Raw genomic sequence first — 24,102 nt, 5'->3', positions numbered from 1 at the left:
TCTCCTATTCCGCCGCGATTGGGTTCATGGTGCGCTCGACGCGCGGGATGCTGACCTGCGCCTCGGCGGCATCTGCGAAGATGCGCGCAACGTTTTCGGCATCAGGGATGCAGCGCAGTGCAGGCTGGGTGTTGAAGCGCCACGGCCGGACATGTGGCCAGCAGAGCAGATAGCTGAATCGTGTCGGGCCTTGCAGCGTAAGGGCAATCGTGCCGGTGCCATCCTTGCGCAGGTCCAGATCTGCGCTGGCGATTTTCGAGTATGGCAGGTTCAGCGTGATGGTCAGCGCGGCGCCGATCCGCATGGCTACGCGACGGTTGGTTAGCGTGTACATCGTGCACCGGGCCTGAATGACCGAAAACAGGACGAGAAGCGCGCAGGTTACGGCCCCAAGGATCACGAAGGGCAGCGACGCAGCAATGGCCAGATCCAGTGGCATCAGGTCCACCACCGAGACAAAGCGCCAGAGCGTCAGGACCGCAAAATAGCCCGCAACCCACAAGACACTGACAGAGGATTTCGCAAGCGCCCACCAGTGCGGGCGACCCTGCCAAAGGATCACCTCACCCTCGGGCGGGCGTTCCGGTAGGCCCGGCACCGGTTCGACTGCGAAATCGTCATGTGACATGCGGGTGGCTCCTGTCCTTAGATCTGCGGCTCTTGCCGGGCTTCGCTGGCGTAAAGCGTGCCGCCGGCGTAGTAGGCGCTGATTTTCTCTTCCTCGAGCAGGGTGACCTGATCGGGGTCCGCGATCTGCGGCACGTCCTTGACATGCTCGGCAAAGATCGAGCGGACCTTGACCCGGTTCGACCAGATGCGCGCCATGGTCAAAGGCACCAACCGGGTGCCGCCGCCATGTTCCGCGTCCAGTTCGTATTCGAGATAGCGGACCAGTTGCTCAGGTACGTCGACCCACATGTCGGTGACGGTGCCGACGGCCTGATTGTCGCCGGTCACAACGGGTTTGCCGCGCGGGTCTCGGCCTGCGGCGTGCGAGAATGCCTCAAGTTTGCGCATTGGCTGCAGTTTGAGGTGTCCATGGCCGTCCAGCTCCGGAATATCGCGTCGCGGAGCCCAGGCGGCGGGCCCCACACCGTCGACCATCGGGTTGCCGGTGGGCTCGAACGGATACCCTCCAGCGGCGTTTGTGCGTTCCAGTGCCAGATTATCGCGATCACCGCGTTGGCCGCTGGGAACAGTCAACTCTCCGCGCCCGTGGGGCAGTTTGAAGGTCTTGTCATCCGGGACCGGGAACAGACCCTGATTGGGCGCTTCCTCACCGTCGTCATCGACCAGAGGAAAGCCCTCGCGCATGTTTTCCCGCTGGATGTAGAAGATCAGAAGGGCGAAAAAGACCCAGAAAAGCCAGATCGACAGGCTGGCGAGGTCGAATTCTCCGAAAAAGGTCTGGGTCATGCCGTGATCCTTTCATTCAGTGTTTTGCGCATCATGTCGGGAACTCCGGCAGACCGGTTGGGCCAGTCGCCCGACGTTTGCGCGTCGCCAGCGGCCCAAGCACGATGAGTGTGATGAAAAGCAAAGCGATTTCAGTGTGGTAGACGACGGAATAACCCGTCGCGTTCGAATTCAGTGCGGTGCCGAGGTTGCCCTGCAGCGCTTGTATGTTGACGATGTCACGCAGTGCGCCGCCAAGGGCGATAGCAAGCCCCGAGGCGGTTGCTTGCGCAGCACCCCATGCCCCCAAGGCCAAGCCACGCCCGGCAAAGCCCTGTTCTGGCAGGGACATGGTTGAGATCAGAGTGCAAACGGCGAAGATACCCCCGCCAAAGCCGATCAGTCCGGCGCCGGTGAAGAACAACAGCGGGGCCTGCATCGGGGCCGAGAAGATCACAGCGCTGAACGCGGCGATCCCGACCAGGATGCCACCGCAGGAGAGGCGGATCGGATCGCGACCCAGCCCGAGGAGGCGCGCGGACAGCCCATACCCTGCGAGTGCTCCGGTGGCCCACATGGCCGTCAGAACGGTCGTGGACGAGACCGAAAGGCCAAGAATTTCACCGCCATAAGGCTCAAGCAGCACGTCCTGCATGTTGAAAGCCATGGTGCCCAGGAAGACGACCGCCAGCAGGCGCCCAGCTTGACCTCCGCTTAGCAGATCGGACCAGGCATCGCTGAACCGGGGTCGAGGCGCTGCACGTTCTTCGGCGCTCATGGGGCGGACTTTTTCCTGCCGCCAGAGGGCGATCAGGTTCAATACCATGCCAACCACTGCCGCGCCCTGAACCACGCGGATCAGGCGCAGGTCTGAGAAATCGCGCAGCAGCCAGCCGACGATCAGGGCCGAAGCCCCCATGCCAATCAGGAACATCACGTAAAGCAGGGCGACGACCTTGGGCCGCGTTTCGGGCGTGGCCCGGTCACAGGCCAACGCCAGACCGGCGGTTTGCGTCATATGGATCCCGAGGCCGGCCATTAGGAAAGAAATCGCCGCCAGCGCCTCACCGGCGTAAGGGACATGCAGCGTGGAATGGCCGCCCAAGACCAGCAGTGCGAACGGCATCACAGCCAGCCCGCCCATCTGCCAGATCGAGCCGAACCACAGGTACGGGATGCGCTTCCAACCAATCGCGCTGCGATGGGTGTCACTGCGGAAGCCCAGAAGAGCGCGGAAGGGCGCAATCAGGACCGGCAAGGCGATCATGATGGCAACGACCGTGGCGGCCACGCCCAACTCGACAATCATCACGCGGTTCAGCGTGCCCAGCAACATGACCGAGGCCATCCCGACCGACACTTGGAATAGCGACAGCCGCAGCAACTGGCCCATCGGCAGGTCCGCACTGGCGGCATCTGCGAAGGGCAGGAACTCGGCCGGTATCCGGGTGAAGGGCGAGGGGCGCTGGCTCATAAAGCAACCTCCAGCGCGTGAGAGATGTAAAAGCCACAATTAACGCGACCCAGATCGCGGACCGTTCCGGCATCATCGAGCCTACGGGTCAGCACCTTGGTATTGTGGGGCACCATAGTTGGAGAGCGGTCGCTTTTCGGAAAAACCTTGCCTGCGTACCACATGGCGGCCAGCAGAGGCGTGCGCGGAGCCACGGTAAACCGGACGTTTGCGCCGTGACCTGCGAAGCGATCCACCGCGTCACGGATATGGTCGGCGTCATAGTAGATCAGGCTGTCCATGGCGAAGACTTGATCAAACGGGCCGTTGGGCTCATGCAGCATGTCGCCCGCGTGGAAATCGACTTGGTCCTGCAGCGCCGCGGGCAAGCGCGCGCGGGCGATGTCGATCAGGGCAGGGGAAATGTCGATGGCCACCACCTCGGCCCCACGTGCAGCAAGGATTTCGGTCAATTGGCCAGTACCACAGCCCGCATCCAGAACACGACGTCCCGTCAGATCTGCGGGCAACCCCTCCAACAGGCGGTTGCGCATCTGATCGCGGCCTTCGCGCACAGTCTGGCGGATCTTTGAAACAGGCGCATCGCTGGTCAGCCGCTCCCACGTGCGGGTGGCGGTACGGTCGAAATAGGTTTCGACCCGAGCGCGTGTGGCTTCATAGGTCATCAGTCAAACCCCAACAGCTCAAAGATTTCCCGGTCTGGCAGAGGTTCAGGCGCCAATGCCTCAGTCCCGTTCCAAAGCGTCTCAGCCAGCCGGACATATTCAGCACGGCAGCGGACGATGTCCTCGTCATCATCCATCTCGAACAGGGTTTTCTTCTTCAGGCGCGAACGGCGGATGGCGTCGACATCGGGCATATGCGCGATGCGCTTGAAGCCGACCTGATCGCAGAAGCGGTCTACCTCATCCGTGTCGCGGCTGCGATTGGCGACGCACCCGGCCAGACGGACTTTGTAATTGGCGGATTTCGCCTGAACAGCAGCGATGATCCGGTTCATCGCATAGATCGAATCAAAGTCGTTCGCAGTGACAATTACCGCCCGGTCGGCATGTTGCAGAGGTGCTGCGAACCCACCGCAGACTACATCGCCCAAAACGTCAAAGATCACGACATCGGTCTCGTCCAGCATGTGATGCTGTTTCAGCAGCTTCACGGTCTGCCCAACCACGTACCCACCGCAACCTGTGCCTGCCGGAGGGCCACCGGCCTCGACACATTGCACGCCGCCCCAGCCTTCGAACACGAAATCCTCGGGGCGCAACTCTTCGGGGTGGAAATCAACCTCTTTCAAAATGTCGATCACGGTCGGCACCAGGGACCCGGTCAGGGTAAAGGTGCTGTCATGTTTCGGGTCGCACCCGATCTGCAGCACTCGTTTGCCCAAGGTCGAGAACGCGGCTGACAGGTTGGAACTTGTAGTGGATTTCCCGATTCCGCCCTTGCCGTAGACCGAGAACACCTTGGCCCCTTCGATCCGCGCTGTGGGGTCCTGGTGCACCTGAACTGAGCCTTCACCATCAAGGCCAGTCAGGTTCGGAGGGTTTTTGTCCAATGGGCTCATGATGTGTTCCTCATTCCGCGGCAATCCCTTCCATCCGGTCTTCCAACGCGTCTGCCGCACGTTGCAGCGCGTCGAGGGTTTCCGCATCGGGTTGCCAATAAGCGCGATCGCTGGCCTCGAGCAGGCGGTTGGCCATGCGGCTGGAGGCGACCGGGTTCAGGTCGGCCAGCCGGTTGCGCATGTCTTCATCCAGCACGAATGTTTCCGAGATGCGCTGATACACCCAAGGTTCCACCTGACCGGTGGTGGCCGACCAGCCCAGTGTGTTGGTCACATGCGCCTCGATCTGGCGAACGCCCTCGGCGCCGTGCTTCAATAATCCTTCGTAGAATTTCGGGTTCAGCGAGCGGGACCGTGTCTCCAGCGCCACCTGATCGGCCAGCGTGCGCACCTTGCCGTCGCCACGTGTCTGGTCACTGATATAGACCGCAACGTCCGAGCCCCGCGCCCGGCGCACCGCGCGAGAGATACCGCCCAGAGTATCGAAATAGTGGTCAACAGTAGTGACACCCAACTCGACTGATTCGAGGTTCTGATAGGCGACCTCGACATCTTTCATCGTTTGTTGCAGCAGATTGGTGTTCTTTTTCGCTTTGCCGTTGGTGTCATAGGCGAAACCCTTGCGGGCCTCGTAGGCGTCGGCCAATTCGTCCTCGTCCACGAAGGCCAGACTGTCGACCAGTTGATTGACGTTCGAACCATAGGCTCCTTCGGCATTCGAGAAGACGCGCAGGGCAGCCTCTTCCAACGGCACATTCATGCGCTCGGCATAGGCAAGCGAATGCGCGCGGATGAAGTTCTGATCCAGCGGTTCATCAGCTTGCGCGGCCTTCAGCGCGGCTTCGGCCAGCAGACGGGTTTGAAGGGGCAGCAGGTCGCGGAAAATACCCGAAAGGGTCATCACCACGTCGATCCGTGGACGGCCCAGCTCCGATAGAGGGATCAAGTCCGCCCCGGAGAGACGGCCAAAGCTGTCGAACCGGGGTTGCGCACCCATCAGGGCCAGAGCCTGTCCAATGGGGCCGCCATCGGATTTGATGTTGTCGCTGCCCCAAAGCACGAGGGCCACGCTGCGCGGCAGGGTATCATGGGTTTTCAGCAGCAGTTCCGCCTGTTTCGCTCCGTCCTGACAGGCATAGGCTGTGGGCATGCGGAACGGATCGAAGGCATGGATGTTGCGGCCTGTGGGCAGAATTTCGGGGTTGCGCAGCAGATCGCCGCCGGGGACGGGCGATGTGAACCGACCCTCCAGCGCGCGCAGCAGGGCGGGGAGTTCGGTTTCGCGGGCCAGAGCGGTGTCCATTTCGGCGCGACCTGTCGTGTCCAGATCGAGCAGGTCCAGATATTCTGAGCGCTGGTGCTCAGCCATCGGTTGGCCGACCACATGCAGACCTTCGGGGATCAGCGCACCTTCTGTATCCAGCAGCGTGTGCCACAAGGCCGCTGGGTCTTTTCCGTCCAGATCCACGGCCTCGGCTTGATCCACAATCAACGTTTCAAGATCGGCGCGGTCGGTTGCGTTGGGGGGCAGGGCACGCCAGCGGCTCAGGCTGTCTTTCAGTTCGGCCAACCCTTTGTACAGCCCCGCGCTGGAAAGCGCTGGCGTCAAGTGGCTGACAGTCACCGCGCCCGACCGGCGCTTGGCCAGAGTGGCCTCGGACGGGTTGTTCGCTGCGTATAGGTAGATGTTCGGCAGGTCTCCGATCAGGCGATCCGGCCAGTCCGACCCGCTGAGGCCAGTTTGTTTGCCCGGCATGAATTCCAACGCGCCGTGCATACCAAAGTGCAGTACGGCATCCGCGCCGAAGCTGTTGCGGAGCCATAGGTAGAACTGAGCAAAGGCGTGGGTCGGGGCAAAGCCGTGTTCGAACAGCAGGCGCATTGGGTCGCCCTCGTATCCGAAGCCCGGTTGCAGACCGACGAAGATATTGCCGAACTGACGGCCCAGAACAAAAACGTCGCGCCCATCCGTCTGAACCCGACCGGGGGCGGGTCCCCAACTTGCCTCGATCTCATCCAGCCATGGCGTATCGCGCACGATGTCATCGGCGCTGATCTTGGCAGCGACGTTGGCCTCCTGCCCGTAAATTTCGGCGCTACCACCCAGTACGGCGTCTCGTAGATCTTCGACCGTTTCGGGTGGGTCGAGATCATAGCCATCCGCCCTCAACGCCCGCATCGTGTTCAGCAGGGACGTGAAGACATCCAGATGGGCGGCGGTTCCAGCGGCCCCGGCATTGGGTGGGAAGCCGAAGAGAACAATCGCCAGTTTGCGCTCGGCTGCGCGGGATTTGCGCAGAGCAGCTAACCGAGCCATACGGGCGGCCAAAACCTCAATCCGCTCGGGGCAGGGGGCCATGGCTTTGCTGACGATGGGTTTGCAGGCCCGAGAACAACCGGTGCAGCCCTTTGGCCCATGACGCCCGGCAAAGACGGTCGGCACGGTTGCGCCATCCAACTCGGGCAGGGCGATCAGCATAGTGGTTTCAATCGGCCCAAGCCCTTGCGGCGAGGCGGCCCATTGATCGAGCGTTTGGAACTCGAGCGGGTGTGCGGAAACGTAAGGTATATCAAGGTTTTCAAGAACCTTGATCGCGTTCTCATTATCATTGTAAGCCGGGCCGCCCACAAGCGAGAATCCGGTCAGCGACAACAGGGCATCGATCTTGCGCGCACCATCCTTTTGAAAGAACTGGTCTACGGCGGGCCGCGCATCCAACCCGCCTGCAAAAGCCGGGATCACCCGCAAGCCTTTTGCCTCAAGCGCGCGGATCACCGCGTCATAGTGCGCCGTGTCAGAACTGAGCACATATGACCGCATCATAAGAACGCCCACGGTCGCACGCGGTCTGCGGGGACCTGGCAAGTCTTGCACGTTGGTGGTGATTCGGTGCGACAGGTCTGGGTGGTATAGCCCCGCATCGGGATACTCGCGTGGTTCCGGAGCCTCAGCATTCTTCCATTCCGATCGATCAGCATAGCGGCTGATCAGAAAGCGGACCATCGCCTCCATATTGTCGTCAGAACTGCCAAGCCAGTACTGCATGGTGATGAACCAAGCGCGCAAGTCCTGAGCCTTGCCGGGGATGAACTTCAGGATCTGCGGCAAACGGCGCAGGATTTTCATCTTGCGCTGGCCGGTATCGGAGGATGGCTTGGACGAGCCCCGCAGCCTACGCAGCAGTTTCAGAGCGCCTGAGGTTGGCGCGGCCATATCCAGTGCACCCATGCGGGTCAGCTTGACGATCTGCGCGTCTGCGATGATGCCGATCATCGCGTCGCAATCGTCGCGCCGGGCCTGAAGCGCGGGCAGGATTGCGTTGATATGTTCTTCAAGGAACAGAAGATTGGCGATGACGAGATCGGCCTTGGCGACACCTTGTCGGGCGGCTTCAAGCGCAGTCGGGTCTTCGCCCCATTCCGCAGCGGCAAACACTTCAAGTTCCAAGCCGGGAAAATCGGATTGCAGTCGCGCCAGAACCCGATCACACGGACCGGCGGCGTGGCTGTCCAGCGTCACGATCGCGATGCGATAGGGCCGATATGTCTGGCTGTCATCGCGCATAGTGGGCCTTGGCTTCGTAAAGAGTTTCAACGGAGATTTCGGACTCGCCCCGCGCCTCGGCAAACGCTTCCGTATTGCGCCGCGCCTTGCCGCGCACGAAGAAGGGGACTTTGCGCAGCTCACGCTCGGCGTCATCCAGCCAGATGATCTGGGCGCCGGTGGATTCAGCTATTTCTGCAACCTGCTTGGCCCCATGGGCATGATGCGAGGGGCCGGCGGCGTCGTTGAATTCGGGGTCTTCGCGGAACATGTGCAGCAGGTGTTCCTCCAGCCCCATGACCAGCGGATGTACCCAAGTGTCAAAGATCACGTTGGCGCCTTCGATACCCATTTGCGGCGAATAGCGGGCGGGGAAGTCCTGTACATGAACCGGAGCTGAGATGACGGCACAGGGAATGCCCAGACGCTTGCCGATGTGGCGTTCCATCTGCGTGCCGAGGATCAGTTCAGGCGCGAGGTCCGAAATCTGCGCCTCGACCTCAAGGTAATCATCGGTGATCAGCGCTTCGACACCGATCTCCTTGGCCAGCGCGCGGATCGGGCGGGCCATTTCGCGGTTGAAACAGCCGATGCCAACGACCTCGAATCCCATTTCCTCGCGAGCGATGCGGGTGGCGGCAGCGACATGGGTTCCATCGCCAAAAAGAAAAACGCGTTTGCCGGTCAGATAGGTGCTGTCGACGCTGGCCGAGTACCACGGCAGGCGCAGCCGGTCGGTATCCAGACGCGGTGCGCATCCGGCGAGCGCGGCCACTTCATTGACGAACTCCCTCGTCGCACCGACGCCGATGGGAATAATGCGTGTATAGGGTTGGCCGAGGTTCCGTTCCATCCAGCGACAGGCGCTTTCACCGGTTTCGGGATACATCAGCACGTTGAAATGTGCGGCCCCCAAGCGCGTAATGTCGGACGGTGTCGCGCCAAAAGGGGCAGTAACATTAACTTCGACGCCCATTTCGTTCAGTAGGGCTGTGATTTCGGTGATGTCATCGCGATGTCGGAACCCCAGCGCGGTGGCACCGATCAGGTTGCATGACACGCGTTTCGTGCGCTCGGTCGGTTTGGCGAGGCAGCGCACGATTTGCAGAAAGGTCTCATCCGCACCGAAATTCTCTTTCCGCTGATAGCTGGGCAGTTCAAGCGGGATCACCGGAACGGGCAGTCCCAAGGCTTCGCCCAGCCCACCTGGATCGTCCTGGATCAACTCGGCGGTGCAGGAGGCGCCAACGATCATGGCCTGTGGTTGGAATCTGTCATACGCAGCCTGACAGGCGTCGCGGAACAACTTGGCAGTGTCAGACCCCAAATCACGCGCCTGGAACGTCGTATAGGTCACCGGCGGGCGGTGATTGCGACGTTCGATCATAGTGAACAGCAGATCAGCGTAAGTATCACCTTGCGGCGCGTGCAGAACATAGTGTAGCCCGGTCATCGCGGTCGCGACGCGCATAGCCCCCACATGGGGCGGGCCTTCATATGTCCACACCGAAAGCTTCATTCTGCAGCCACCCCCAAAAGGCCGCGCCGACGCAGCGGGCGGGCAAACAGACCAGCCAGATCACCGGCTTGTTCGTAGAAATGGATGGGCGAGAAGACCAACTCGATGGCCCATTTGGTCGCCAGCCCTTCGGCCTCGAGCGGGTTGGCAAGTCCTAATCCGCAAACCGTCAGATCGGGCTGCGCAGCGCGCACCCGGTCCAGTTGTTTTTCGACATCTTGGCCTTCGGACAGGGTTGGGTCGCTTTGGATTTCAGCAAGGTCCTCGCCGACCAGATCGCGGTGCAGGTAAGGCGTGCCGACCTCAACCAGTTCCATGCCGCATTCACGCGTAAGGAAACGTGCCAGCGGAACCTCTAACTGGCTGTCAGGCATCAGAAAAACGCGCTTCCCATTGAGCGGTTCCGAGGCTTGCGCAATCGCTTTTTGTGCTCGCAGGCGCGCGGACTGAGTAACCGCGTCCACATGATCTGCCGAAATACCGAAACGGGCGGCAACGGCATGCAGCCATGCAGTTGTACCCTGCTCACCCAACGGGAAAGGCGCGCGGATTTGGTGGGCGCCCCGGCGCACCAGAACGTCATGGGTCTCACCCAGGAATGGTTGCACAAAAGCGACCTGAGTATTTGGACCGATCCCAAACTCTTGGTCGCTGGATCGATTGGGGAGAAGCCGAACACGAGGCACACCGATCTTCGACAGCAGGTCCAGCATTTGATCCTGAACAACGTCGGGCAACCCACCGGCGATAACCAGTTGCGTGGTGTCGCTGTTTGGCATCGCTGCAACCATCGCGGCCAGGCAACTGTCTTCGCCCTGCGTGAAAGTGGTCTCGATCCCCGACCCGGAGAAATTCAGTACCCGGATCTTCGGCGCATACCGCGCGTTCAAGCGTTCCGCCGCTTTGGCAAGATCCAGCTTAATCACCTCGGAGGGGCAGGATCCGACAAGGAACAATCGGCGAATGTCAGCCCGTCTTGACAGTAAACGGTCAACTTCGCGGTCGATCTCTTGCTGCGCGTCGGCCATGCCGGCCAGATCGGTCTCTTCAAGAATCGCTGTGCCAAAGCGCGGCTCGGCGAAGATCATGACGCCAGCGGCGCTTTGCAGCAGATGCGCGCAGGTGCGCGAGCCGACCACAAGAAAGAAGGAATCCGGCATCATCCGGTGCAGCCAGATGATCGATGTCAGGCCGCAGAAAACCTCGTGCTGTCCGCGTTCGCGCAGGACTGGCGTCTGGGTGCAACCCGAAGATATGGGTGCTGCTGTATTCATGCGCTGGCCTGCATCTGCAGTCGCGCGCGGCGGAGCTTCCACAGGAACTGCCCGGCGTTGATCACATAGGCCAGATACGCGGCCAAGGTCAGCAGCATCAATTGCGTCGGTGTTAGCCAACCTGTTGAAAGGGCAATTAAATACGTCGTGTGCAGGGCGATGACCAGAAAGCTGAAAACGTCTTCCCAGAAGAAGGCAGGGGCCAGCAAATACTGTCCGAACACGACTTTTTCCCAGATCGCGCCGGTCACCATAATGAGGTAGAGAACGAGCGTTTTCAGGACAATCGAAACGGTGGCGATCGCGTATCCCTCACCGGTCGCAAGGTAGCGCAGCACCAACCCAAGCGAGACAACAAACACCGCAAATTGCAGCGGTGCCAGAATGCCCTGAACGGTCGTCCAATATGTGCTGTCCCGACGCGCCAGTTGATCCGGTGTGTAAAGCTGGTGCGTTCCAGGCGTACTCATGGCTGGTCGCGCCATGGTGGCCTCCCTCCTGAACTTCTACACCAGCGTAGAGGGTTGGATTGGAAAGTGTCAATTAAAACTTACACTCTGGAAAAGTTGAAGAGAATCTACGACTTTCTGGATTTGCAACTCGGATACTGAATTATATCATTGAAATTAAGAGATAATATGAAATTCCGCATTCATTCCGGATGGAGATATCCACAATATGTCTACTAAGTTTGACAAATCCGTCCACTTGAACCAGACTGATCCGAGGTCAGTTAACCACCCCAATAACGATTCCAGTCGCAGCCCTTTAGCAAGGATTGGATACTCCGATGCCACCTGTCGATCCATTTCAAGGCAATCGACCACTGGATCAAAACCAGCTTGAAGCGTTTGCGAAGCAGGTCTTGAGTTCCCTTGACTCGAAATCACGGAACCCGTCGTTGCTGGATCTCAATGAGGTGACAGATTGGCTGTTTGCCGAGGTGATGTACGACGGAGGCTTTTCTCAAGAAACGGCAATTGATTTCTTGAGGGAAACTGGTGTGTCATCGTCCGAAATTATTGACGTATGCATCCCTGAAGCCGCTCGTCGCGCTGGTCAGATGTGGGTGGATGATGAAGCGAGTTTCGCGACGGTGACATTTGCGTCTTCGCGTCTCTATGCACTGTGCAAGGCCTTGTCAGATAACTGGGACATGCGCCCGCGTCATACTGGGCAGCCCACGATCCTTGTCGCTATAGCACCTGGTGAGCAGCACATGATCGGATCAGTCGTGATGACGTCGCAGTTGCGCCGCATGGGATGTTCCGTTCAGTTGATCGCCGGAGCCAAACAAAAGGAAGTGGTATCATGCATTCGGCGGGGGCGGTTTGATGCTGCGCTGATCTCCTGTGCTGGAACCCAGGCTCTTGACAATGCGGTACGTTTGATCACACGTATTCGGTCAGAAATAAACCGGCCGCCAAGGTTGGTTATTGGCGGGGCAATAGAGAAGCAGGTGAAGTTGACTTCAACAGGAACAGGCGCGGATATTACCACATCCAATTTCGAAGTTGCGCTTGCCGGACTGGCGAACGCCAAGGATCGTGCGGGTCCTCTCGCGGCTCAATGACATGACGTCGGGCAAGCCGAACCCTTGGCAGATCGCCGCACTGCCAATGATCGAACCAGAGTTCTTAGCGGGCGTTCTTTCTGAAGCGTCAGATATCGCATTGATCATAGATGCTGAGGGCGTGGTCATGGCCGCGTTGGTCAGCGAGAACGGAGCCCCTTACGGCGATCTGGATCATTGGGTTGGCAACAATCTGACAGACTATTTGACCGAGGAGTGCCTTCCCAAGCTGGACCGCATACTCAAGCAGTCTGCCGAAAGCGCCAGTATTCAGCAGGTCGAATTGAACCATCGGGACAAAATGGCTTGGCAATATCCGGTTCGATATTCGATACATCCGGTCGGACATAGCGAGCCTGCCATCCTGATGCTTGGGCGTGATTTGCGACAAGTCGCTGAAACTCAGCAGCAATTGGTTCAGGCTCAACTGGCGTTGGAGCAAGGCTACGAGGAGCGGCGTGAGTTTGACGCGCGCTACCGCATGCTGATGTCGGTCACGCGTGACGCTTTTGCGTTGGTGTCGGTCACAGATGGGCGTATTCGCGATTTGAACGACGCGGCCGCGCATCTGTTAGGGGCCGCTAAAGACCAGCTTCAGGGCCAGCCCTTTGCAAATGAATTCAAGGATCGCGGACGTTCCGAGTTTGTTCAGAACATTTTGGCTCTGGCTCTTTCAGAGGTCGACGCTGAGGTAACCATTCAGGCCAAGCGTACGCGCAGTGACATAACGATAACGCCGATTAGTTTCCGGGCCGGCGGGGAGCGTATGCTGATCTGTCGTCTGGAATCTGGTACAACTGAAGAACACGCCAGCGATCAGCTGTCGGACAATCTGGCTCGGCTGTTCCGGACGGGGGCTGAGGCGATTGTTTTTACGGATAGCAAGGGTGTCATTCAGTCGGCAAATGAAGCATTTCTCAGGCTCGTCGATTTTGCCCATCACGTAGATGTGCGGGGAACCAGTCTAGCTGAATACATGGCGCGCGGTCAGATTGACCTGAATGTACTGCTTGATAATGCAATGAAATCAGGTCGCATGTCCGTATATGCGACCAAGTTTTGCAACGACGTGGGTGTTTGGACAGCTGCTGAGGTCTCGGTTTCCTATCTGAACAGCCGCTCTAATCCATCCGTCGCATTTGTGATCCGGGACGCAACGCGGTCCGAGGCGATGCGGGCGCCGGTCAACAATCGTCAGAATCTGGCGGGTGGGGACGTGGTGGATCTGGTAGGTTCGGCACATCTCAAGGAAATCGTGTCCCAGACCACGGATGTGATCGAGCGCATGTGCATTGAGACGGCGATTGAGTTAACCGGCAATAACCGGGCTGCCGCAGCCGAAATGTTGGGCCTGTCGCGCCAAAGTCTATACGTCAAATTGCACAAGCTGGGAATTCAGGAAAAACAAGACGGCGAGTAGCGCGCGTTTTTCTTGCATCGACTCAAGTTGTCAATCAAGATTGACACATGAGCGCAAATACAGATTTACACTCATCCTCCTGGCCGCAGCCACTGGCGGCGTTGGAGTTGATCAAGCCCATCACCTGGTTCCCGCCGATGTGGGCGTTTTTGTGCGGGGTGGTCTCCTCGGGCGGCGCGTTATCTGGACAGATCGGATTGATCCTATTGGGCCTCGTCCTTGCCGGTCCGATTGTCTGCGGAATGAGTCAGGCCGCGAATGACTGGTGCGACCGTCATGTCGACAAGATCAACGAGCCCCACCGCCCCATTCCGTCGGGTCGCATCCCCGGTATGTGGGGGGCTTGGATCGCCATCGCGATGAGCGTTCTGGCCTTGGCGGTCGGTTGGCAGTTGGGGCCCTGGGGCTTTGGCGCAACCGTGTTTGGAGTGCTTGCGGCCTGGGCCTATTCAGCTGAACCCGTACGGCTGAAGCGTTCAGGCTGGTGGGGTCCGGGCCTTGTGGCCCTGTGTTACGAAGGCCTGCCCTGGTTCACCGGCGCGGCGGTTCTGTCGGCTGGGGCACCTTCCTTGCAAGTCGTGATCATCGCGGCGCTTTATGCGCTTGGCGCGCATGGGATCATGACGCTAAATGATTTCAAGGCGTTAGAGGGTGATCGGCAATTGGGGATCAACTCCCTTCCGGTGACACTCGGACCTGAGCGCGCTGCTCGTTTGGCATGTTGGATGATGATTGTGCCGCAAACGGCCGTCATTGCTCTGTTGACGCTTTGGGGCCAACCGATCTTTGCTTTGGCTATCCTGGCTGCAGTGATCGGTCAGCTGATGGCAATGCGCGTCTTGCTGAAAGACCCCAAAGCAAAGGCACCTTGGTACAACGGCACTGGTGTTTCCCTTTACGTCAGTGGCATGATGATCGCGGCCTTTGGTCTGCGCGGATTGGAGGCTTTGGTATGAGCAACTCCGGATATCTCTCATGGATCGGAATTGTCCGGCTGGGTCTGGTTCAGATGTGTTTGGGGAGCATCGTAGTTCTCACCACATCAACCCTGAACCGGCTGATGGTGGTCGAACTGGCGCTGCCTGCGATCCTACCGGGCCTGCTGGTGGGCCTGCATTACGGTATTCAGATTTCTCGCCCCCATTGGGGCTTTCTGTCGGACGCGACGGGGCGGAGGACCCCATGGGTTATCGGGGGCATGGCGATCCTTGCCTTTGGGGCTTTGGGTGCGGCGTTCTGCATTCCGCTCTTTGGCGAAAGCTTCTGGTTAGCGCTGTTCCTGTCGGTCCTCTCGTACACAGCGATCGGCGTGGGGGTCGGCGCGTCAGGCACGTCATTGCTGGCTTTACTCGCTACTGCCACGGCGCCTCGCCGCCGCGCGGCTGCTGCAACGATCACATGGCTTATGATGATTGCCGGGATCGCGATTACCGCCGCATCTGTTGGTGCGATGCTCGATCCGTATAGCCCGTCCAGACTGCTTGTCATCGTCGCGTGTGTCGGGTTGGGCGCTGTAGCTCTGACGTCTGTGGCCACATGGCGCATCGAGGCGGGCGTAGAGGCCGTGACACGGCCATCGAAAGCTAAGCTGCGATTCCGCGACGCTCTGCGCGACGTCTGGGCGGATGATGCGGCACGCAGGTTCACTGTGTTTGTCTTCCTGTCGATGACCGCCTTCTTCATGCAGGAATTGATTTTAGAACCCTATGCGGGACTGGTATTCGGCTATACGCCGGGCGAATCCACATCCCTGTCTGGGGCACAAAACGGCGGGGTATTCCTCGGGATGCTCTCAGTCGGGATCGCTGTAACCGGGCTGAGGATCGGATCGCTGCGTGGTTGGGTGGTTGCAGGCTGCCTGGGTTCGGCGGTCAGTCTGGGGGTGATCTTCGCGATGGGCCAGATGGGGCCGGGTGCCCCACTGATATGGGCTGTTGTGGCGCTTGGCTTCTTCAATGGCATGTTCGCTGTGGCTGCGATCGGCGCCATGATGGAATTGGCCGGTGAGCATGCCAGTGGACAAGAAGGCACGCGCATGGGGCTTTGGGGTGCAGCACAAGCAATTGCCGCTGGTGTCGGAGGTTTGCTGGGCGCAGCGGCGGCGGATGTATTTCGGTCTGCGATGTCGGATGCAAACGCGTTCGGAGCGGTCTTCCTCGCCGAAGCTGCCCTGTTTGTCGCGGCAGCAATCCTTGCCGCTCAAGTCATTAACGAAACACGGCGTAATACGCATGTCGTTGCGGGAGAATAGCCATGTATGATGTCGTTGTAGTCGGTGGCGGCCCAGCCGGAGCCACAGCCGCCGAAGATCTTGCAAACGCCGGGCATAAGGTTTGCATGCTGGACCGGGACGGGCGGATCAAGCCTTGCGGTGGGGCGATACCGCCTCGTTTGATCGAGGATTACAACATCCCTGACGAACAGCTGGTGGCCAAGATCAACACGGCGCGCATGATCTCTCCGACCGGGCGGCAGGTGGATATTGCCATCGAAAACGGATTTGTCGGGATGGTCGACAGAGAGCATTTCGATGAGTTCCTGCGTCGGCGAGCACAATCCGCTGGCGCGCAGCGCCGTACGGGTACATTCCTGCGAATTGAACGCAACGAGTGCGGCCCGTCGGTTGTCTATCGGGAAAAACAGAGCAAGGAAGAGTTGAAACTGCCCACGCGGCTGATCATCGGTGCGGATGGAGCGCGGTCAAACGTTGCGCGGGCCGAGGTTCCCGGTGGTGACAAGATCCCCTATGTCATTGCTTATCATGAGATTATCGAAGCTCCGGAAGCGGTGCAGGCCTATGATCCGACCCGATGTGACGTGGTTTATGACGGGTCGATTTCTCCGGATTTCTACGGCTGGGTGTTCCCTCACGGCCAGACCGCCAGCGTAGGTATGGGGACCGGCATCAACGGGTTCGACCTCAAGAAAGCGACGAAGGAGCTGCGGAGCGCATCCGGTTTGGAGGGGTGTCGCACGATCCGTCACGAGGGCGCACCAATTCCACTGAAACCATTGGATCGCTGGGACAACGGGCGTGACGTCATTCTGGCTGGGGATGCTGCGGGCGTGGTGGCTCCAAGCTCGGGCGAGGGGATCTACTACGCGATGGTAGGTGGCACGGTTGCGGCAACCGCTGCGCAAGCCTGCCTTGCCTCGGGCAAGGTTTCCGACCTCAAACTGGCGCGGCGACTGTTCCTGAAAGAGCATAAGACGGTTTTCCGCGTGTTGGCTTCGATGCAAAACGCCTATTACCGCTCAGACGACCGACGCGAGCGGTTCGTGTCGCTATGTCATGACATCGATGTGCAGCGCCTGACGTTCGAGGCCTATATGAACAAGAAACTGGTCAAGGCGCGCCCGATGGCGCATGTGCGCATCGGACTGAAGAACCTGGCGCATTTGACAGGGCTCGTCCGGGCAGAATTCGTATGAACATGATGATACCAGCCTGGGTCGATGGCGAGTTGAAGCCTGTCGAAAAACTAAAAGTGCATCAGCTGGGTCTTCGGCACAAAGCGGTTTCGGCCTTTGTGCTGAGTGGCCCAAATCTGTTATTGCAGAAGCGAGCCGCGTGCAAATACCACACGCCGGGCCTTTGGGCGAATACCTGTTGTACGCATCCAGATTGGAATGAGGCTCCGGTGGATTGTGCCACCCGACGCTTGCGCGAAGAGTTGGGGATCACCGGCCTATCTCCGCGTTTTTCAACCGTTCTCGAATATCGTGCGGATGTGGGGCAGGGGCTGATTGAGCATGAATTGGTTGATGTTTTCCGCGCCGAAGCGACCGTGAACATGAAGCTTCACCCGAACCCAGACGAGGTATCAGATACGCGTTGGGTTCACCTGGCCGATTTGACCAAGGAAATCGACCATTCGCCTGAACTATTCACGCCTTGGTTGAGGATCTATATGCGCGACCACGCGCACCGTATCCTGGGGCCAGCGCTTGCGGCTGACCTTATGGTTTAAGCGGCTTGCACTTAGTCGGCTGAGGGATTGTAAAGCATCCGCCGACCGCCTGAAATCACCGAGTTTTTCCGCGGCTTGTCCGACAGTAATTTGAACGGCAGTATGCGCTGGGACATAAAGCGTGTTCCCGACATGGCCGATCGTTTTGTGCGATGCTTGGTAAGTATTTTCCAATGCATCGCTGCAGACACCAACCCTCTGTCTGCATTGGCTCGGGGGTTCATATCAGGGGTCAGAAAACGTGGGTGATCCATCAGGATCTTCTGGCGAATGAACAGATCCATATCCGGTTCTTCGCGAATGTACTGAGTTTCGGTTTCCACCTTTGCCTGGACGCTTTCGACGCTGTCCATGATTGAAAGGGCGTTCCGGGCAGCTCCGAAAGGGGTGAACGGCGCACGCATGACGATCAGCCGCGACCCGTCCTCCTTGAGCATTTTGACATAGGTTTTTGCATTTTCTTCACTGACCCGGGCGGCGACGATCTTTGCTGTCAGGCCGCGCCCACCCCCTTCGAACATATCGAAATTCGCCTCGGGGTGTCCTGCCTCGCGCAGCGCTGTCATCACGCCTTGGGCTGTGGCTTCTGCTGCGTATACTCTTGAAATTACAGTCGTCATGATCGCTCCTGTTCTTCAGTTCGAGGTCAGTTGGCGGTGCGTTGAGTCAGTCCACTTCATAGCTGTTTTACCGAAAGTAGGCCGAATTGTCGGTCTGGGTAGGAGACAACCGCAGCAGCGGCAGTACCGTAATCAGCGCAAAAGCCAGGAAAAGGATCTGCATTGAAAAGACGGGCAAATAGGCCATGCTGGGTGCAAACTGATGATCACCCTGCAATTGAAGCATCAAATCGCGGATGACGCCGCCCAATGCGACACCAGCACCAGCGGCCGTCGCTTGAACAGCCCCCCACGCGCCAAGCGCAAGCCCGGTTTGGGACTCAGGGGCGGATCGCATGGTTGCGGTCAGCGTACCATGGCCGAACAGGCCGGCGCCAACACCAGTCGCAAAGGTTCCGACAACAAACAAGGCCAACCAATCCAGCGGCGAGGCCAGAATGATCGCAATGTATCCCGGGATGCCGGCCAGCGCCCCCATCAAGCACATACGGGTGGGCGAGCCCCCACGGCCCAACACGCGCGAGGCGACGGCCAAACCAAACAAGGTGCCAAGTGCCAGCGTCGCGGTCAGCTTGGTTGTCGCCGCGACCGACATTTGCAGAACCTGGCCTCCGTATGGTTCGATGATCACATCGGCGATCCCAAATGCGAACGTTCCCAAAGCGATCACCGCCAACAAACGCTTAGCCCCGGCCCGATTGGCAAATCTTTCCCAGGCTACGGAAAACGGAGGTGCAGCGACGGCCTGAACATGCCGACCCCGGACCTCCTGTTTCCAAACCGAAAATGCATTGAGAAGGACCGTGAGAACAGCAGCGCCCTGGATGACCTGGATCAGGCGCCCGGGGCTATAGTTTTCAAGTAGCGCGCCAAAGATGAAGGCTGATCCGATCATCCCAACCAGCAGCATGACATACATCAAGCCAACGACCTTGGGCTGGTCCTCTTGCGGAACAAGGTCGGTTGCAAGCGCAAGTCCAACGGTCTGAACCATATGAACTCCTGCACCGACCAGCAGGAAAGACAACGCTGCCGAAGACAGGCCAATCCAACGCGGAGCGTTGATTGCCTCGCCATATCCCGACAGTACCAGCAAGGCGAAAGGCATGATTGCAAACCCACCGAATTGCAGCAGCGTGCCGCGGTAGATGTAAGGGAATCGTCGTAGGCCAAGAGCCGAGCTGTGCGTGTCAGATTTGAACCCGATTAGGGCGCGCAGAGGTGCGAACAATATGGGCAAAGCAATCATCACCGAAACCAATGCGGCGGAAACACCCAGCTCGACAATCATCACCCGATTCAATGTGCCGACGAGCAGGACCAAGGCCATGCCAACAGTGACTTGAAATAAAGACAGTCGAAGAAGCCTTGTCATCGGAACATCATCGCTCGCCACATCTGCGAAAGGCAGATACCGCGTGCTAAGCCGCGAAAGCTTATTCAGTGCAAATGATCGATAGTCGAGCATTGCTCAGTACTTGTCCCAAATCGTCTCTTGCCAGCCGATATCTTCAGGCGACTGGTCTGTCCGGTGCTGCTTAGCACCGGACCCGTTCCGTTGTTTTTGCTGGCCTCAGTGCTCCGGAGGCGGAACCGCCTCGGATGCAGATGCCAGAACAGCTGGTGCCTCTACCGTCGCCACTGCCAGAGTACCGTCCGGCATCTCTACCAGGATCCGATCGCCGCTGGACGCAGTATTGGCCGAAACAAACGATGCTTTTGCGGTCGCTTCGCTATCTTCCTGCGGCAACATCGCGGTTTCAGCACCGCTACCCAAAGGCTTGCCAGACAGGAAGTCTGACACCCATGTCGTGTTGCTAAGAACCGCAACATGAACCGCAAAGGATCCGACCGCGACCGCCGACAGGAACAGCGGAATACCAACGGTGGGTTTAACGACGAGCCAGATTTTTGAATTGTTCATCTGATCGCTCCTTTCATCCGAGCCAAGGTGTTGCGACCGCAACAAGGATGTGCGCAAGCAGGGCGATGACGCCGAACACGCGAGTCCCGTCGATAAGGTAGCTGTGGACCTCTTCAGCCTCACGTAGGTTGAGACCGGTTGGCCATACTTTTTCTGGGTCGTCAGACATGATTGCCTCCCGTTGACCGGCTGTTGAAAAAACGTGCCAAAAACGCGCAGAACGGATCCTGCACGGCAAGTTCTCCGGTCGAGTGCGCACAGCCGATATGGAGCGCATTTAGAGAAACCGGAGTGTCAGTATTATATGACAGTAAAAACTGTCAGGTCAATTAGACACTTTTGAGGCTCGTTTTGTGGGCAGACCTTGCCTTTCAACTGTGATCACATTCCCATTTTGATTTATGTCAATTGAAAATGACATCATAAGTGTCTATAAAAAGTTACACTGGGAGGCTGCCATGAGAATTGTGTTTGTTCACCCAAATTACCGGTCTGGCGGAGCTGAGATCGCTGGCACTTGGCCTCCGGCATGGGTGGCGTATCTTACTGGGCATCTGCGTCAATCCGGGTTCGAAGACATTCACTTTATTGATGCGATGACCGACGATGTGTCGGACGAGGACTTGTCAATTCGAATCGCCGCTCTCAGGCCGGATGTGGTGGGTGTCACTGCAATTACGCCATCGATTTACCGTGCCGAAGACGTGTTGCGGATAGCCCGAGACGTCGCGCCGAACGCGATCCGTGTGTTGGGCGGAGTGCATGCCACCTTTATGTACAAGCAAGTCTTGTCCGAAGCGCCCTGGGTTGACGTCATCGTGCGTGGAGAAGGTGAAGAGATTTGCACCGAATTGATGCAGGCCATCCGCGATGGCCGATGGCCGCACGACCGGCGCAAGATCAAAGGACTGGCGTTTTGTGACGACGATGAGATCGTAGCGACCCCGGCGGCACCGACGGTCAAAGACCTATCTGCCATCAAACCGGATTGGACCGTTTTGGATTGGGAGAAATACATCTACATCCCGCTCGGAACCCGTGTTGCGATCCCCAATCTTGCGCGCGGTTGTCCTTTTACCTGTTCCTTCTGCAGTCAGTGGAAGTTCTGGCGCGACTACCGGGTGCGCGATCCAAAGGATGTGGTGGACGAAATCGAAGACCTCGTTGAAAATCACGGGGTCGGTTTTTTCATCCTTGCCGACGAAGAACCGACCATCAACAAAAAGAAATTCCTGGCCTTCTGCCAAGAACTCATCGACCGGGATCTGCCGCGCCGGGTGAAATGGGGGATCAACACGCGCGTCACCGATATCTATCGGGACAAGGAGAACCTGAAATTCTATCGCAAGGCTGGCCTTGTTCACGTGTCATTGGGCACCGAAGCCGCCGCGCAGATGAAACTGGACCAATTCAACAAGGAAACGAAGGTCGAGGAAAACAAGACGGCCATCCGTCTCTTGCGCGAGGCCGATATTCTGGTCGAGGCTCAGTTTATCGTGGGCTTGGACAATGAAACCCCTGAAACGCTGGAAGAGACCTATCGGATGGCGTGGGACTGGCAGCCTGATCTGGCAAACTGGTCGATGTATACACCATGGCCGTTCACCCCGCTGTTTCAGGATCTAAAGGATCAGGTGCAGGTCTTCGATTTTTCGAAATACAACTTCGTCACCCCAATCATGAAACCCGCCGCCATGGAGCGCGGTGAACTACTGGACGGCGTGATGAATAACTACCGTCGCTTCTACATGAAGAAGGCTCTGTTCCACTATCCATGGCGAGGCACAGGCTTTCGGCGACGCTATCTCTTGGGCTGCCTCTATGCCTTTCTGAAAGCCGGTTTCCAGCGAACGTTTTATGATTTGGGCAAAGCCGGCTATTGGGGCCCGCAAACCAAGTCCAAGGTGGATTTCCATTTCGACGAAACTCGTCAACTGGCCGAAGCTCAGCTTGAAGACTGGGAGGCCGCCGCGGACAGAGCCGCCCGAGCAGCCGAGCGGCGCGAAGCCGTGAAAGCCCAGATGAAGGAACGAGCGACCCACCGATCCGAGGCTCTCAAAATGACAAATGGTGTCGATGCGCGCGCCTGCGGCGGTGGCGATCAGCAGATGGAAGATGTCTGAGCGTGCGGCAACAGTCGAGGCGCTGATAGGACCGAATGCAGTCCTTCAGCTTCTGCCGCAGATTGAAAAAATCTGTGGTGCTTCGCGTCTCTCGCACATGCTTGCCGAAGCGGGGCTGACGCGAACACCAGACGGTCGAGATATGATCCCGGAAATCCACGCCGTGCGCCTGCATCAAATGCTACGACGGGAGGAACCGGAGCGCAGCGGCGCCATGGCCGCTGCGGCCGGGAAGGGGACCGCCCGGTATATTCTGCAACATCGTATTCCGAAACCCATTCAGCGAATTCTCAAAGCGCTGCCAGCCTTTATGTCTGCCCGGCTACTGTCAAAGGCCATCGCGCATCACGCTTGGACTTTCGCAGGCTCTGGTAAGTTCCAGTTGCAGGACTCGTGGACGTTCAAAATTACCGACAACCCAATCGTTCGAGGCGAAACAAGCCAAACGCCGTTGTGTCTTTGGCATGCAGCCGTCTTTGAATATCTATACCGGGAATTGGTTCATCCGGAAGTTAACTGTGTTGAAACGAGCTGCTGCGCGCAAGGCTCCGTCAATGCCTGCTTTTTCGAGCTAACGGTGACGATGGGTCGTGGTTAGGGCTTTTGGGATTTCTGGGTCTGCTTGCGGCAGACGAATCTCGGGTGCTTAAGGGGGGCAAAAATGATTGATCCTTACGCAGACGTGGCGTCCCTTGACATTGCTCTTCAAGAAAGAGTCGGAGACATCCTGACTGCGCGCGGTCAAGACCCGGCGCACAAAGAGATGCGCAAAGCCTTCTTGAAAGACCTGAACCTCCCACCGCACGCAACAGCGCTGGAACTTGGATCCGGCACCGGTCACGTTACCTTGGATCTGATTGAAACCGCAGGAGCAACACGTGCGCATGGTATTGAGGCTTCTCCGCTTTTAGTGGCGAAGGCGACAGAGGCTTTTTCGCCCAATCCCCACCTCAGCTTCGAAGTCGGAGATGCCAGAAAAACCGGTTTAGAGAGTCAGTCCTACGACTTGATCCTGCTGCACTCTGTTTTGTGTCACGTGCATGATTTTCAGAATGTAGTTCGTGAAGCACATCGTCTTCTGAAACCGGGAGGCGTCCTGGCAATTTGTGATGGCGAGTTCGACAACATGAGTGCGCCAATCCCTGACCACGACCTTTTGGACCAGCTCATTCTCCGGATTTTGACAAGTAATGTAACGAACCTTTGGGTCATGCGTCAGTTGCCAGAAGTCCTCACCGAGACAGGCTTCAAGCTCGGGCATCAGACCTTGCACAAACCAGTATCTGAGCATGACGCGAATTTTTTTCTGACAATCATTGAAGCCGGAGCAGATCAATTCGTTGCACAAGGTAGGCTGCTTCGCGAAACTGCCGTAGCCATTAAAGCTGAGGCACGTGTACGCGCCTTAGCGCATTGTTTGTTTTGCAATATTTCATACATCAGCCAAATCGCGTACAAACCCAGAAGTCACTGATGGACGCGAAGAGTTTTTTGCGAACTACAATGTGGGTGCTCACTTCTTGCTTGCATACAAATCTTCCAATCGATGATACGGCGCGGTGTCCCTGAACTGTTTCACGAGTTCAGGATCATTCAAGCGGTACCGCCCGCAGTGTTTCAGAAGATTTCGTACGTTTCCACCGAAGTGGGCGAGCAGCATGTCGATGGTTTTCATCTTGGCCTCCCTTGCTTGTGGAGAGG

The 24,102-nt window shown here is 58.2% G+C and carries 23 protein-coding genes; 9 read left to right on the top strand and 14 right to left on the bottom strand.

Annotated features, from left to right (window positions below; all coding sequences use genetic code 11):
• Positions 1 to 4: 4 nt before the first annotated feature.
• From puhB to bchF, 9 genes are read right to left on the bottom strand one after another with little or no spacing between them, the layout of a single operon-like run.
• Positions 5 to 628: a photosynthetic complex putative assembly protein PuhB gene (gene puhB, locus FIU92_RS09950; RefSeq protein ID WP_152458421.1), complete on the bottom strand. Its 624-nt coding sequence runs from the start codon at positions 626 to 628 to the stop codon at positions 5 to 7.
• A 17-nt stretch (positions 629 to 645) separates the two neighbouring features.
• Positions 646 to 1,416, bottom strand: a complete 771-nt coding sequence (puhA, locus tag FIU92_RS09945) for a photosynthetic reaction center subunit H (protein ID WP_152458420.1) — start codon at positions 1,414 to 1,416, stop codon at positions 646 to 648.
• Positions 1,417 to 1,447: 31 nt separating this feature from the next.
• A complete protein-coding gene (locus tag FIU92_RS09940) occupies positions 1,448 to 2,869 on the bottom strand; it encodes a PucC family protein (protein WP_152458419.1) in 1,422 nt (473 codons plus the stop codon).
• Positions 2,866 to 3,534 (bottom strand): magnesium protoporphyrin IX methyltransferase, encoded by a 669-nt coding sequence (gene bchM / locus FIU92_RS09935; RefSeq protein WP_152458418.1) that lies wholly within the window; start codon positions 3,532 to 3,534, stop codon positions 2,866 to 2,868. Before bchM ends, FIU92_RS09940 begins: the two co-directional genes overlap by 4 nt.
• Positions 3,534 to 4,433, bottom strand: a complete 900-nt coding sequence (gene bchL, locus FIU92_RS09930) for a ferredoxin:protochlorophyllide reductase (ATP-dependent) iron-sulfur ATP-binding protein (protein WP_152458417.1) — start codon at positions 4,431 to 4,433, stop codon at positions 3,534 to 3,536. Before bchL ends, bchM begins: the two co-directional genes overlap by 1 nt.
• A 10-nt stretch (positions 4,434 to 4,443) precedes the next feature.
• Entirely contained in the window at positions 4,444 to 7,998 is a 3,555-nt protein-coding gene (locus tag FIU92_RS09925) for a magnesium chelatase subunit H (protein ID WP_152458416.1), read from the bottom strand.
• Positions 7,988 to 9,496 (bottom strand): ferredoxin:protochlorophyllide reductase (ATP-dependent) subunit B, encoded by a 1,509-nt coding sequence (gene bchB / locus FIU92_RS09920; protein WP_152458415.1) that lies wholly within the window; start codon positions 9,494 to 9,496, stop codon positions 7,988 to 7,990. Before bchB ends, FIU92_RS09925 begins: the two co-directional genes overlap by 11 nt.
• Positions 9,493 to 10,770: a ferredoxin:protochlorophyllide reductase (ATP-dependent) subunit N gene (locus FIU92_RS09915; protein ID WP_152458414.1), complete on the bottom strand. Its 1,278-nt coding sequence runs from the start codon at positions 10,768 to 10,770 to the stop codon at positions 9,493 to 9,495. Before FIU92_RS09915 ends, bchB begins: the two co-directional genes overlap by 4 nt.
• The gene (gene bchF, locus FIU92_RS09910; protein ID WP_152458413.1) at positions 10,767 to 11,255 is read right to left on the bottom strand and encodes a 2-vinyl bacteriochlorophyllide hydratase; all 489 of its coding nucleotides are present in this window, start codon (positions 11,253 to 11,255) and stop codon (positions 10,767 to 10,769) included. The genes FIU92_RS09915 and bchF overlap by 4 nt, the downstream gene beginning before the upstream one ends.
• A gap of 305 nt (positions 11,256 to 11,560) precedes the next feature.
• Here bchF and FIU92_RS09905 point away from each other — a divergent pair, with 305 nt between their 5' ends.
• From FIU92_RS09905 to idi, 6 genes are read left to right on the top strand one after another with little or no spacing between them, the layout of a single operon-like run.
• On the top strand, positions 11,561 to 12,343 hold the full coding sequence (locus FIU92_RS09905) for a B12-binding domain-containing protein (protein ID WP_152458412.1): 783 nt from the start codon (positions 11,561 to 11,563) through the stop codon (positions 12,341 to 12,343).
• Positions 12,318 to 13,763, top strand: coding sequence for a transcriptional regulator PpsR (ppsR, locus tag FIU92_RS09900; RefSeq protein ID WP_254705287.1), 1,446 nt, complete (start codon positions 12,318 to 12,320; stop codon positions 13,761 to 13,763). Before FIU92_RS09905 ends, ppsR begins: the two co-directional genes overlap by 26 nt.
• Positions 13,764 to 13,810: 47 nt before the next feature.
• Positions 13,811 to 14,719, top strand: a complete 909-nt coding sequence (gene chlG / locus FIU92_RS09895; RefSeq protein ID WP_152458410.1) for a chlorophyll synthase ChlG — start codon at positions 13,811 to 13,813, stop codon at positions 14,717 to 14,719.
• Positions 14,716 to 16,014 carry a BCD family MFS transporter gene (locus FIU92_RS09890; protein WP_152458409.1) on the top strand — a complete coding sequence of 433 codons (1,299 nt, stop codon included), beginning with the start codon at positions 14,716 to 14,718 and terminating at the stop codon, positions 16,012 to 16,014. Before chlG ends, FIU92_RS09890 begins: the two co-directional genes overlap by 4 nt.
• Positions 16,015 to 16,016: 2 nt before the next feature.
• Positions 16,017 to 17,195, top strand: coding sequence for a geranylgeranyl diphosphate reductase (locus tag FIU92_RS09885; protein WP_152458408.1), 1,179 nt, complete (start codon positions 16,017 to 16,019; stop codon positions 17,193 to 17,195).
• Complete coding sequence (gene idi / locus FIU92_RS09880; RefSeq protein WP_152458407.1) at positions 17,192 to 17,734, top strand: isopentenyl-diphosphate Delta-isomerase; 543 nt, start codon at positions 17,192 to 17,194, stop codon at positions 17,732 to 17,734. Before FIU92_RS09885 ends, idi begins: the two co-directional genes overlap by 4 nt.
• A gap of 11 nt (positions 17,735 to 17,745) precedes the next feature.
• Here the strand turns inward: idi and FIU92_RS09875 are convergent, their stop codons facing one another.
• The 4 genes from FIU92_RS09875 to pufB form a co-directional block, all read right to left on the bottom strand.
• The gene (locus FIU92_RS09875) at positions 17,746 to 18,354 is read right to left on the bottom strand and encodes a hypothetical protein (protein WP_152458406.1); all 609 of its coding nucleotides are present in this window, start codon (positions 18,352 to 18,354) and stop codon (positions 17,746 to 17,748) included.
• 67 nt (positions 18,355 to 18,421) lie between these two features.
• Complete coding sequence (locus FIU92_RS09870) at positions 18,422 to 19,822, bottom strand: PucC family protein (RefSeq protein ID WP_152458405.1); 1,401 nt, start codon at positions 19,820 to 19,822, stop codon at positions 18,422 to 18,424.
• A gap of 105 nt (positions 19,823 to 19,927) precedes the next feature.
• Positions 19,928 to 20,278, bottom strand: a complete 351-nt coding sequence (locus FIU92_RS09865) for a light-harvesting protein (protein ID WP_152458404.1) — start codon at positions 20,276 to 20,278, stop codon at positions 19,928 to 19,930.
• A 13-nt stretch (positions 20,279 to 20,291) separates the two neighbouring features.
• Positions 20,292 to 20,447: a light-harvesting antenna LH1, beta subunit gene (gene pufB / locus FIU92_RS09860; protein WP_152458403.1), complete on the bottom strand. Its 156-nt coding sequence runs from the start codon at positions 20,445 to 20,447 to the stop codon at positions 20,292 to 20,294.
• Positions 20,448 to 20,736: 289 nt separating this feature from the next.
• Between pufB and bchE the strand changes: the two genes are divergently transcribed.
• From bchE to FIU92_RS09845, 3 genes are all read left to right on the top strand, one after another.
• Positions 20,737 to 22,401: a magnesium-protoporphyrin IX monomethyl ester anaerobic oxidative cyclase gene (bchE, locus tag FIU92_RS09855; RefSeq protein ID WP_152458402.1), complete on the top strand. Its 1,665-nt coding sequence runs from the start codon at positions 20,737 to 20,739 to the stop codon at positions 22,399 to 22,401.
• Entirely contained in the window at positions 22,394 to 22,999 is a 606-nt protein-coding gene (gene bchJ, locus FIU92_RS09850; RefSeq protein ID WP_152458401.1) for a bacteriochlorophyll 4-vinyl reductase, read from the top strand. Before bchE ends, bchJ begins: the two co-directional genes overlap by 8 nt.
• 63 nt (positions 23,000 to 23,062) lie before the next feature.
• A complete protein-coding gene (locus tag FIU92_RS09845; protein ID WP_152458400.1) occupies positions 23,063 to 23,875 on the top strand; it encodes a class I SAM-dependent methyltransferase in 813 nt (270 codons plus the stop codon).
• A gap of 39 nt (positions 23,876 to 23,914) precedes the next feature.
• Here the strand turns inward: FIU92_RS09845 and FIU92_RS22765 are convergent, their stop codons facing one another.
• Positions 23,915 to 24,076 carry a hypothetical protein gene (locus tag FIU92_RS22765; protein WP_172978482.1) on the bottom strand — a complete coding sequence of 54 codons (162 nt, stop codon included), beginning with the start codon at positions 24,074 to 24,076 and terminating at the stop codon, positions 23,915 to 23,917.
• Positions 24,077 to 24,102: the final 26 nt, after the last annotated feature.

It is taken from the genome of Ruegeria sp. THAF33, assembly GCF_009363615.1.
Lineage (GTDB): Bacteria > Pseudomonadota > Alphaproteobacteria > Rhodobacterales > Rhodobacteraceae > Ruegeria.
The sequence above is the reverse complement of the archived record's forward strand: the minus strand, read 5'-3'. Positions and strand labels throughout refer to the sequence as shown.

Excerpts from the sequence above, each read along its gene's own strand:
- chlG (WP_152458410.1), top strand. The coding sequence starts at position 13,811 with ATGAGCGCAAATACAGATTTACACTCATCCTCCTGGCCGCAGCCACTG.
- idi (WP_152458407.1), top strand. The coding sequence starts at position 17,192 with ATGAACATGATGATACCAGCCTGGGTCGATGGCGAGTTGAAGCCTGTC.
- bchB (WP_152458415.1), bottom strand. The coding sequence starts at position 9,496 with ATGAAGCTTTCGGTGTGGACATATGAAGGCCCGCCCCATGTGGGGGCT.
- bchL (WP_152458417.1), bottom strand. The coding sequence starts at position 4,433 with ATGAGCCCATTGGACAAAAACCCTCCGAACCTGACTGGCCTTGATGGT.
- FIU92_RS09890 (WP_152458409.1), top strand. The coding sequence starts at position 14,716 with ATGAGCAACTCCGGATATCTCTCATGGATCGGAATTGTCCGGCTGGGT.
- FIU92_RS09875 (WP_152458406.1), bottom strand. The coding sequence starts at position 18,354 with ATGACGACTGTAATTTCAAGAGTATACGCAGCAGAAGCCACAGCCCAA.
- bchE (WP_152458402.1), top strand. The coding sequence starts at position 20,737 with ATGAGAATTGTGTTTGTTCACCCAAATTACCGGTCTGGCGGAGCTGAG.
- FIU92_RS09905 (WP_152458412.1), top strand. The coding sequence starts at position 11,561 with ATGCCACCTGTCGATCCATTTCAAGGCAATCGACCACTGGATCAAAAC.
- FIU92_RS09845 (WP_152458400.1), top strand. The coding sequence starts at position 23,063 with ATGATTGATCCTTACGCAGACGTGGCGTCCCTTGACATTGCTCTTCAA.
- FIU92_RS09870 (WP_152458405.1), bottom strand. The coding sequence starts at position 19,822 with ATGCTCGACTATCGATCATTTGCACTGAATAAGCTTTCGCGGCTTAGC.
- puhB (WP_152458421.1), bottom strand. The coding sequence starts at position 628 with ATGTCACATGACGATTTCGCAGTCGAACCGGTGCCGGGCCTACCGGAA.
- FIU92_RS09940 (WP_152458419.1), bottom strand. The coding sequence starts at position 2,869 with ATGAGCCAGCGCCCCTCGCCCTTCACCCGGATACCGGCCGAGTTCCTG.
- pufB (WP_152458403.1), bottom strand. The coding sequence starts at position 20,447 with ATGTCTGACGACCCAGAAAAAGTATGGCCAACCGGTCTCAACCTACGT.
- FIU92_RS09885 (WP_152458408.1), top strand. The coding sequence starts at position 16,017 with ATGTATGATGTCGTTGTAGTCGGTGGCGGCCCAGCCGGAGCCACAGCC.
- bchM (WP_152458418.1), bottom strand. The coding sequence starts at position 3,534 with ATGACCTATGAAGCCACACGCGCTCGGGTCGAAACCTATTTCGACCGT.
- bchJ (WP_152458401.1), top strand. The coding sequence starts at position 22,394 with ATGTCTGAGCGTGCGGCAACAGTCGAGGCGCTGATAGGACCGAATGCA.
- FIU92_RS09915 (WP_152458414.1), bottom strand. The coding sequence starts at position 10,770 with ATGAATACAGCAGCACCCATATCTTCGGGTTGCACCCAGACGCCAGTC.
- bchF (WP_152458413.1), bottom strand. The coding sequence starts at position 11,255 with ATGGCGCGACCAGCCATGAGTACGCCTGGAACGCACCAGCTTTACACA.
- FIU92_RS09865 (WP_152458404.1), bottom strand. The coding sequence starts at position 20,278 with ATGAACAATTCAAAAATCTGGCTCGTCGTTAAACCCACCGTTGGTATT.
- FIU92_RS22765 (WP_172978482.1), bottom strand. The coding sequence starts at position 24,076 with ATGAAAACCATCGACATGCTGCTCGCCCACTTCGGTGGAAACGTACGA.
- FIU92_RS09925 (WP_152458416.1), bottom strand. The coding sequence starts at position 7,998 with ATGCGCGATGACAGCCAGACATATCGGCCCTATCGCATCGCGATCGTG.
- puhA (WP_152458420.1), bottom strand. The coding sequence starts at position 1,416 with ATGACCCAGACCTTTTTCGGAGAATTCGACCTCGCCAGCCTGTCGATC.